Origin of the sequence: Rhabdothermincola sp. (genome assembly GCF_036846205.1) — a bacterium.
GTDB lineage: Bacteria > Actinomycetota > Acidimicrobiia > Acidimicrobiales > Acidimicrobilacustridaceae > Rhabdothermincola.
Genome location: NZ_DAIUCK010000114.1, coordinates 1 through 9,162 on the forward strand (window position 1 = coordinate 1; position 9,162 = coordinate 9,162).

General features: G+C 71.6%; 9 protein-coding genes and 1 pseudogene. 3 read left to right on the forward strand and 7 right to left on the reverse strand.

The features are described from left to right. Both V7004_RS13830 and V7004_RS13835 read left to right on the forward strand, forming a co-directional pair. Positions 1 to 457: pseudogene (locus V7004_RS13830) on the forward strand (hypothetical protein); the annotation flags it as partial. Continuing rightward, positions 454 to 1,311, forward strand: coding sequence for a hypothetical protein (locus tag V7004_RS13835; protein ID WP_334144693.1), 858 nt, complete (start codon positions 454 to 456; stop codon positions 1,309 to 1,311). The pseudogene V7004_RS13830 and the gene V7004_RS13835, both read left to right, overlap by 4 nt. Here V7004_RS13835 and hemW read toward each other — a convergent pair. The 6 genes from hemW to lepA all read right to left on the reverse strand — a co-directional run bounded on the left by hemW (position 1,298) and on the right by lepA (position 7,808). Then, positions 1,298 to 2,395 carry a radical SAM family heme chaperone HemW gene (hemW, locus tag V7004_RS13840; protein WP_334144694.1) on the reverse strand — a complete coding sequence of 366 codons (1,098 nt, stop codon included), beginning with the start codon at positions 2,393 to 2,395 and terminating at the stop codon, positions 1,298 to 1,300. The genes V7004_RS13835 and hemW overlap by 14 nt on opposite strands. Continuing rightward, on the reverse strand, positions 2,392 to 2,907 hold the full coding sequence (locus V7004_RS13845; protein ID WP_334144695.1) for a transcriptional regulator: 516 nt from the start codon (positions 2,905 to 2,907) through the stop codon (positions 2,392 to 2,394). The genes hemW and V7004_RS13845 overlap by 4 nt, the downstream gene beginning before the upstream one ends. A gap of 211 nt (positions 2,908 to 3,118) precedes the next feature. Further along, the gene (locus V7004_RS13850; RefSeq protein ID WP_334144698.1) at positions 3,119 to 3,823 is read right to left on the reverse strand and encodes an RsmE family RNA methyltransferase; all 705 of its coding nucleotides are present in this window, start codon (positions 3,821 to 3,823) and stop codon (positions 3,119 to 3,121) included. A 9-nt stretch (positions 3,824 to 3,832) separates the two neighbouring features. After that, complete coding sequence (gene dnaJ, locus V7004_RS13855; protein ID WP_334144699.1) at positions 3,833 to 4,933, reverse strand: molecular chaperone DnaJ; 1,101 nt, start codon at positions 4,931 to 4,933, stop codon at positions 3,833 to 3,835. Positions 4,934 to 4,936: 3 nt separating this feature from the next. Further along, positions 4,937 to 5,935, reverse strand: a complete 999-nt coding sequence (gene hrcA / locus V7004_RS13860) for a heat-inducible transcriptional repressor HrcA (RefSeq protein ID WP_334144701.1) — start codon at positions 5,933 to 5,935, stop codon at positions 4,937 to 4,939. Positions 5,936 to 6,023: 88 nt separating this feature from the next. Continuing rightward, positions 6,024 to 7,808: a translation elongation factor 4 gene (lepA, locus tag V7004_RS13865; RefSeq protein ID WP_334144702.1), complete on the reverse strand. Its 1,785-nt coding sequence runs from the start codon at positions 7,806 to 7,808 to the stop codon at positions 6,024 to 6,026. 236 nt (positions 7,809 to 8,044) lie between these two features. On the opposite strand from lepA, the gene rpsT reads away from it, so the two are divergent. Beyond that, positions 8,045 to 8,311 (forward strand): 30S ribosomal protein S20, encoded by a 267-nt coding sequence (gene rpsT / locus V7004_RS13870; RefSeq protein WP_334144703.1) that lies wholly within the window; start codon positions 8,045 to 8,047, stop codon positions 8,309 to 8,311. 53 nt (positions 8,312 to 8,364) lie between these two features. On the opposite strand, the gene V7004_RS13875 is transcribed toward rpsT, so the two are convergent. Continuing rightward, positions 8,365 to 9,162: class I SAM-dependent methyltransferase (locus tag V7004_RS13875; protein WP_334144704.1), on the reverse strand; the 798-nt coding region annotated here is incomplete at its 5' end.

Genomic DNA, 9,162 nt, shown 5'->3' on the forward strand with positions numbered 1-9,162 from the left:
CTCCGGTCCGGTCCTGGACCCGCCACCGGCACCCCCCGCACCTCCCACCACCGTGGCGATGCGCGAGCCACCGGTGGTCGAGCTCGACGGGCAACGGTATGAGCTGGGCACACCGGGGGACGAGGTGCTGGTCGGCGACTGGCGTTGCGACGGCCGGCCCCAGGCAGCGCTCCTGCGGCCCAGCACCGGGGAGGTCTTCGTGTTCGACGGCTGGGCCGCAGCGGGTGCCGACCTCGAAGGGCGGCTGCTCGCTCGCCTGCAGCCCGGCGCGCACCTGCGCGGCGTCACCGACGGTGCCTGCGAACGCCTGGTCGGCGTGCTGGGCGATGGCCAGGTCGTCCCGCTCCCCCCGACGGGACCGTCCACGACCACCACCACGACCACCACCACGACCACCACCACGGCCGCCACCACGGCCGCCACCACGGCCGCCACCACGTTCCCGGTCGAACCATGACCCGGTCACGACCCCCCGGCCCCACATCTCTCCTGGCTTGGACGGCGCTGCTGAGTGTCCAGCTCGCGGTGCTCGTCGCCGCTGGATCGGTCCTGCCGGGGCCGGCCGGCGTGCACCCGGCATCAGTCTCCACCTGGCTCCACGACCAGGGGCCCATCGCTGCGGCGCTGGGCGTGGCCAGGCTGGGTGCGCTCGCCGGCTGCGCCTACCTCCTCCTCACCGTGTGCCTCGGCCTGGTCGTACGGCTGACCCGCGTCCCCACCCTGCTGGCCGTAGCGGAGCTCGTGACGGTCCCCCGGCTCCGCCGCCTCCTGTACGGCGGTCTCGGAGTCGGCCTGTCGTTGGCAGCGACGACCGCCACCATCCCTGCCACCGCCATGGCTGCCACGTCAGCGCTCGCGGCACAGCCGGCACAACCAGCGCCGCCGTCGCAGCCAGTGACCATGCGGTACGTGTCCGAAGAGAGCGGGACGGCGACGCCGACGCCGTCACCACCGCCCGTCATGCGGACCCTCGACCCCGATGCCGACCAGGCGCGCCCAGCGGCGCACCACCCACCGACGGCCCCGGTGCCACCGGCTTCCAGCACCCCACCGGCGAGCGAGCAGGTGGGCAGCGCTCGCGGGGCGTCGTCGTGGACGGTGGCACCGGGCGAGCACCTGTGGGGCATCGCCCATCACACCCTCGCCACGGCCTGGGCCCGCCCGCCGACCGACGAGGAGACCGCTACGTACCTGGATGCGCTCATCGCCACCAACGAGGAGCGCCTGCCCGCCCGGAGCAACCCCGACCTCATCTTCCCCGGGCAGGTGTTCGAGCTGCCCCCGGTGGGGCCACCGCTCACCGGAGCCTGACCGCGACCTCGTTGGCGAGGAGCCGGCCCTGCTCGGTGAGCACCAGGCGATCGGCCCTGCGCACCACCAGCCCGTCGAGTGCCAGGGCGTCGTCGTCATCGAGTGCGTCCACCGGCACGCCATACGCGGTGCGGATCGAGAGCTGGAGGGCCTCCAACCGGCGCCCATCGGCGTCGAGCTGCTCGGCGCCCGCCTCCGGGCTCGTGCCGCTGCGGATCGCTTGGATGTACCGCTCCGGGGTACGGACGTTCCACCAGCGGCGACCCTGCCGATGCGAGTGCGCCGCGCACCCGAAGCCCAGGTAGTCGCCCTGCGACCAGTAGAGCAGGTTGTGCCGACAACGATGCCCGGGCCGGGCCCAGTTGGAGATCTCGTACCAGTCGAATCCGGCGGCTGCGAGCCGCTCGGTGGCCAGGGCGTACTTGTCGGCCTGGTCGTCGTCGTCGGGGTGGCGACGGGGGTCAGCGGCCAGCGCGGTGCCGGCCTCGACGGTCAGCGCATAGGCGGACACGTGCGCGGGTCCGAGGTCGATCGCCGCGTCGAGCGTGGCTCGCCAGTCCCCGAGTGATTCTCCGGCGGCCCCGTAGATCAGGTCGAGGTTGAGGTTCGTGATGCCCGCAGCTCGGGCCGCCGCCACCGCGGTGGCCACCGAGGCCGGATCGTGTGAGCGGCCCAGCGCGCACAGGACGTGGGGCACCATGGACTGCACGCCGAGCGACAGACGGTTGACCCCGGCCGTCCCCAGCACCTCCACCAAGGAAGGGGTCACGTCCTCGGGATTGCACTCCACCGTGACCTCGGCATCGTCGGTGCGAGGGATCGCCCGGAGCACCCGAGCGAGTCCGTCCGGGGGCACGTGGGAGGGGGTGCCCCCGCCCACAAACACCGTGCTCGCAGCCGGCAGGCCGCGGGCCACCGCCCCCTCGATGTCGCGGACCAGGGCCTCGAGGTAGGCGTCGGCGAGGTGGGCGCGATCGGCCCACGTGGCGAACGCGCAGTAGTCACAGCGGGACGCGCAGAACGGGATGTGGACGTAGACGCCGAGCGCCGGTGCGGGCGGCTGCGGGCCGGTGCTGCCGGTCAAGCGCTGAGGCTGAGCCCCAGGTCGTCAAGCCGGCCCGTGGCGTGATCGACCCCGACCCCGAGGATGCACGCGATGGCACGCAGGTCCTCGCGGCGGATGGTGAGCATCCGGCCGTTGAAGTCCTGCCGCTGCACCTGGATCATCGTCAGGTAGCGGTTGAGCATCTCCGCCTCCGGTCCGCTGAGGTTCTCCAGGCGTCGCAGGTCGATGGTCACGGCCGCCTCCGCGGAGCCGATCGGTGCGCGCTCCGCACCCGCGAAGCCAGGCCCCTCGTCGGGAGGCAGGAGCTGGTCGACCGGGACGTTGTAGAAGCGGGCCAGCCGCTGCAACCTCGGCACCGAGATCGCGCGCTCGCCTCGTTCGTAGGCACCGAGCACGGATGCCTTGAACTCCTGTTCCGAGGCGGCCTCGACCTCCTGGAGCGACAAGCGCTTCTGGCGCCTGATGGCCCGCAGGCGCTCGCCCACCTTGCGGCTGTAGGAGGTCGGGACCTCGCCGGGATCGCTCGTCATGCCGTACTCCCTCTCTCGTCGCGCACCGGGGCTCGCGAACACGCTCGAGCCACGGCGGAAGCACCCCGAGCCCCGCCCCTGGGACCGCGCCGTCCCGGATCCGACCCATCTGGGGCACCACCTTCCGTGGTGCATCGCGCCAACAAGCCTACTCTGCGTGTACCCAAGGGACAACGGACCTAGACGAGCAAACGGGTCGAACCGGCCCCGCTCACGGGTGGACGACGCCGTGGCGGAGCGCGGCCAGCAGGGCACCGCCGGTTATCGCGGCGGTCTCGGCCCGAAGCACGTAGGGGCCCAGGCCGACGACGTGGGCGGCTCGGGCCCGCTCGGGTGGGGCCCAGCCGCCTTCGGGGCCCACCAGCAGGACGGGGTGCGAGAGTGTCGGGGGACCCCCCGATGGATCAGCGAGGGCGACCCCCGGCTCGGTCACCACCTCCTCGAACGCGGTGACCACCGTGACCTCGGGCAGCCGGGCCCGGCGGCTCTGCATGCACGCCTCCCGAGCGATCCGGCGCAGGCGCTCCACCAGCTTGGCGGCCCGAGCCGGGGCGGGGCGGGCGATCGTGCGTTCGGTGACCAGCGGGACGATGCGGTCGATGCCCAGCTCGGTCAGCTTCTGCACCACCAGCTCCGTGCGGTCGCCCTTCAGCAGCGCGAACCCGACGGTCAGCGGTGGCTCCGCCTGCGGCACGGCCACCACCGGCCCTGCCGGGTCGGGCGCCGGCCCGAACGCGGCTGCCCGCCACCGGCCCAGCCCGTCGGCGATCGTGCACGGGGTGCCGTCACGCAAGCGCAGGACCCGAGCGAGGTGATGGTGGTCGCTCGGCTCGAGTCTCGGGTGCTCGAGGTCGGCCACGAACACCAAGGGCAGACCGAGCGGAGGAGCTGACTCCGCGTCGGCTGGTCCGGGCATGTGGCCGGCCTACTTGAACGCGGAACGCACCCGCGAGAGCAGCCCGCTCGCCGGGGGGCTCACGTCCTCGCCACGCAGATCGGCCAGGCGTCGCAGCAGCTCCTCCTCCTCGGCGCTGAGCTGGGTGGGGGTGTCGACGATGATCCGGACGATCAGCTCGCCCCGGCCGCGACCCTGCACGTGTGGGACACCGCGCCCACGCAGCCGGATCACCTCGCCGGACTGGGTACCCGGCGCGATCGTGAGCAGCTCCTCGCCATCGAGGGTGTCAAAGGTGATCTCCGCGCCGAGCGCGGCCTGGGTGAACGAGACGTGCAGGTCGGCGTGGAGGTCGTCGCCGTGCCGGCTGAACCGGTGATGCGGCCGGACGCGCACGTGGACGTACAGGTCACCGACGCCGCCACCCCGAGGGCCGGCCGCGCCCCGGCCGGTGAGGCGCAGCGTGGCACCGGTGTCGACCCCGGCAGGCAGCTCGACGTGGTAGGTCTTCTCCTCCAGCGTCCGCCCTTCGCCGCCGCACACCACGCACGGGTGCTGGATGATCGTGCCCAGGCCACCGCAGCGGGCGCAGGCGCTGGCGGTCACCATCTGGCCGAGGATCGACTGCCGCACCCGACGCACCTGCCCGGTCCCGCCGCAGTCCGGGCAACGTTCGGGTGCGCTCCCGCGGTCGGCGCCGGTCGCTTCACATGCCTCGCAGGGCACCGCAGTGCGTATCGAGACCGGTACCTCGGCGCCGAACACCGCCTCCTCGAAGGAGACCTCGACCACGACCTCGAGATCTGCGCCCCGGGGTGGGCCAGCCGCGGTGGGGCCTCCACCGAACGGTGAGCCACCGAAGAACATGTCGAAGATGTCGCCCAACCCGCCCCCGAAGCCGCCACCGCCCTGCGAGCCGGTGGCCCCGAACAGGTCGTAGCGCCGCCGGCGCTCCGGGTCGCTCAGTGTCTCGTAGGCTGCCGCGACCTCTTTGAAACGGGCTTCGGCTTCGGGATCACCGCCGTTGGCGTCAGGATGCAACTCCCGGGCCAGACGGCGGTAGGCCCGTTTGATCTCGTCCTGCGACGCGTCGCGAGGAACCCCGAGCAGCTCGTAGAGATCACCTGCCACCGATCAGCCCTCGCTCAGCCGCCGGCCGAGGCGATCGCTCACCACCGCCACGGCGGCCATGGCCTGGGGGTAGTTCATGCGGGTCGGGCCGAGCACCCCGATCGAGCCGGCGGTCTCACCGTCGACCTCGTAGGGGGCGACCACCACCGCGCAGTCGCTCAAGGGCTGCACACCGGTCTCGCTGCCGATGGCCACACTGAGGCCCCGATCGAGCACATCCTTGAGGAGCGAGACGACCACGAACTGTTGCTCGAGGATCCGCAGGATCTCCCGGACGGTCCCCACCGCGTCGAACGCCGCGGCCATGTTCGAGGTGCCGGCGAGGTACACCTCAGGCTCTTCCGGGGACTCCCCGCCGAGGCTCCGCAGCGCCGCCACCAGCATCGGGTCAGCCGCATCCGGAGCCTCCAGCTCGACCCCGGCAGCGTGGCTGAGCGGATGCCCCACCAGCAGGCTGCACAACCGTTGGCCGGCCGCGGCCAGCGCCTCCTCACCGACTTCGTCGCTGAGCTCCACGGTGCGCTTCTCGATCACGCCGTTGGACAGGACGACCACCACCAGCACGACCGTCGGGGTGAGGCTCACGAGCTGGATCGAGCGGACGGTGGCCGCCTCGTGGGGCGGACCCACGACCACAGCCGTGTACGCGGTGAGGTTGGAGAGCAGCCGGCTCGTGTCCTGCAGCATGCGCTCCAGCTCGCCGTGGGCGTGGGCGAAGAAGTTGCGGACCTGCTGGGCCTCGGCGCCGGCGAGCCGGCCCGGCGAGCTGAGGGTGTCGACGAAGAACCGGTACCCCTTCTCCGTGGGCACCCGCCCGGCGCTGGTGTGCGGCTGGTAGAGGTAGCCCTCCTGCTCGAGGAGGGCCATGTCGTTGCGCACGGTGGCGGCCGAGACGTTCACCCCCGGCGCGCGGGTGACGTGCCCGGACCCGACGGGTTGGGCCGTTTCGATGTACTCCTCGACCACGGCCCGCAGGATGTTGGCCTTGCGTTCATCGAGCATCGGTCGCTGCCTGGCTCCACTCGTTCGTCAGCACTCGATGATACCGAGTGCTAACCGTCGCGAGCAGCCGGCCGGAGCCTGTGGGTGGTCACTCCTCGAGGCGGAGGGCCGAGATGAAGGCCTCCTGGGGCACTTCCACCCGGCCGATGTTCTTCATGCGCTTCTTGCCCTCCTTCTGGCGTTCGAGGAGCTTGCGCTTCCGGGTGATGTCGCCCCCGTAGCACTTGGCCAGCACGTCCTTGCGCTTGGCCTTCACGGTCTCCCGGGCGATGATCCGGCCCCCGATGGCCGCCTGGATGGGCACGTCGAACAGCTGGCGAGGGATCAGCTCCCGCAGCTTCTCGGTCATGCGCCGGCCGTAGTCGTAGGCCTTGCTCCGGTGCACGATGGTGCTGAACGCATCGACGGGCACGGCGTTGAGCAGGATGTCGACCTTGACCAGATCGGCGGGCGCGTACCCCGCGGGCTCGTAGTCGAGGCTGGCATAGCCCTGGGTACGGCTCTTGAGGTGGTCGAAGAAGTCGACCACCACCTCGGCCAGCGGCATGCGGTAGACGAGCTCCATCCGCTCCGGCGAGAGGTACTCCAGCTTACGCATCTCACCCCGCCGGCTCTGGCACAACTCCATGAGCGTGCCCGTGTACTCGGTGGGGGTCAGGATGGTGATCGTCAGGTAGGGCTCCTCGATCTGCTCGATCTCCGCCTGCGGGGGCATCTCGCTCGGGTTGTCGACCACGAGCTCCTCGCCACTGGTCCGCCGCACCCGGTACTCCACCGAGGGCGCGGTGGCGATGAGGCTGAGGTTGAACTCCCGCTCGAGCCGCTCCCGGATGATCTCCATGTGCAGCAGGCCGAGGAACCCGCAGCGGAACCCGAACCCGAGCGCACCCGAGCTCTCCGGCTCGAAGGTGAAGCTCGAGTCGTTGAGGCGGAGCTTCTCCAGGGCTTCCCGCAGCGCGGGGAACTCGTCGCCGTCGATCGGGTACAGCCCGCAGAACACCATGGGCTTGGGCTCGCGGTAGCCCTCCAGCGGCTCACCGGGCCGGGCGGCTTCGGTGACCGTCTCACCCGAGCGGGCCTCCCCCACGTCCTTGATGCCGGCGATGAGGTACCCCACCTCGCCGGCGCTCAGGCTCCCCACCGGGGTCGGTTCGGGTCGGCGCACCCCCACCTCGTCCGCGTCGTGGGTGGCTCGGGCCTGGAGGAACTCGAGCTTGCTGCCGGTCTTGAGGGTGCCGTTGACCACCCGGATCGAGCTCACCACCCCCCGGTACTGGTCGAAGTGGCTGTCGAAGATCAACGCCTGCAACGGCGCGTCCGGGTCGCCCTCGGGTGGCGGGATCCGCTCCACCACCGCGTCGAGCAGCTCCGGCACCCCTTCGCCGGTCTTGGCCGAAAGACGGAGGATCTCCCCCGCGGGGATGCCGAGTACGGTCTCGATCTCCGCCGCGTACCGGTCGGGCTCGGCCGCGGGGAGATCGATCTTGTTGAGGGCGGCCACGATCTCGAGGTCGTGCTCGAGGGCCAGGTAGCAGTTTGCGAGGGTCTGGGCCTCGATTCCCTGGGACGCGTCGACCAGCAGGATCGCTCCCTCGCACGCGGCCAGCGACCGCGACACCTCGTAGCCGAAGTCGACGTGACCGGGGGTGTCGATGAGGTTGAGCACGTGGTCACGCCAGTCGAGGCGCACGCTCTGGAGCTTGATGGTGATGCCCCGCTCCCGCTCCAGGTCCATGGTGTCGAGGTACTGGGCCCGCATCTCCCGGGGATCGACCGCGCCGCACAGCTCGAGCATCCGGTCCGCGAGCGTGCTCTTGCCGTGGTCGATGTGGGCGATGATGCACAGGTTGCGGAAACGCTCGAGGGTGGCCACGTGTCCAGGGGCTCCGTCTCGGGAGGACCGTCGCGGGATCGCCCCGACCGGCCGGCCGCGGGCGCGATGTTGCAGCGTAGCGGCTGGGGTGGCCCACCCTGCCGGGTTGTGACGGGCGGGGGCGGACCGGCTACCCTTGCCGGTTCGCGCCGGCCGGCAGGTCCGAGCCGGCGACCAGGCAGGGGCCTGGCTGCAGGCGACGGCCCCCGAGTGGCAACGACCGACGCAGGGACACCGTGGCGAACATCAAGAGCCAGATCAAGCGCAACCGGCAGAACGAGAAGCGGCGCGTGCGCAACAAGGCCGTGCGCTCCGAGCTCAAGACCCGCACCAAGACCGCGCTGGCCGCGGCCAGCGAGGGCCGCGACGACGTCGAGGAGCTGGCCCGGTTGGCCATCAAGAAGCTCGACAAGGCGGCGTCCAAGGGCGTGATCCACCGGAACCAGGCCGCGCGCCGCAAGTCCCGGCTGATGAAGAAGATCCGGGCCGCCTCGGCGGGCTGACCCGACACCTCGCGCACCGCGCCCCGCAGGTCGCGCCCTCGCGGGCGCACCCGTCACGCTTCCGCCAGCTCGCCGATCAGCCCCAGGTACTTGTTGCCGAAGCCGAACACCCGGTAGGGGGCGCCGGTGCGTTCCACCAGGTCCCGGAAGTGGGTGTTGTCGTCGATGTCGTCGAACACCACGTGGCTGCGGGCGTCGAGTCGGGGCTGCACCCGAGCCAGCGCGAACGCCCGACCCCGGTAGGATTTGTCGCTGTCGTAGTGGAACAGGTCGATGTGGTCGACCTCGGCCAGGATGCGCCGTAGGTTCGCCCGATCCCCGCGCAGGTACAGCTGCCACGCCGATCGCAGCTCGCCATCGACCAACAGGCCGACGTACTGCTCGGGGTTCGCCAGCCGGAAGTAGGGGAAGTCGCTCGACCACAGCTGCCCGCCGTCCCCGTTGGCGGCCAGCGCCCGCAGGAACGCCTGGGACGAGAACCCCGCTGCCACCCCGGTCTCCACCACGGTCCTCGGGCGCAGGCGGCGAGTCAGGAAGTACACCAGCCCGTAGTCGCCGCCACCCCCGAGCACCACCCCCTGCTCGCGCAGCGGGCCGAGGCGCTCGGCGGCGAGCTGCTCCAGGTCAGCGGCGAAGCGCTGGGCCTCCGCCCAGAGCGCCGGGTCGATCCGGGCCGCGAAGGCTGCTGAGGGCTCCGCTCGCTCGGCTGCCCAGGCCGCGGCGGCGGTCCTCGTGCCGGCGTGCTTGCGGTCGGCGATCCGGGTCAGCACCTTGTCGACCATGGTCGTGCAGTACCCGGGTCGCAGGGCGTTGCGCAGGATGGTGGCGGGAGCGGTCACGGTTCCTCGGGG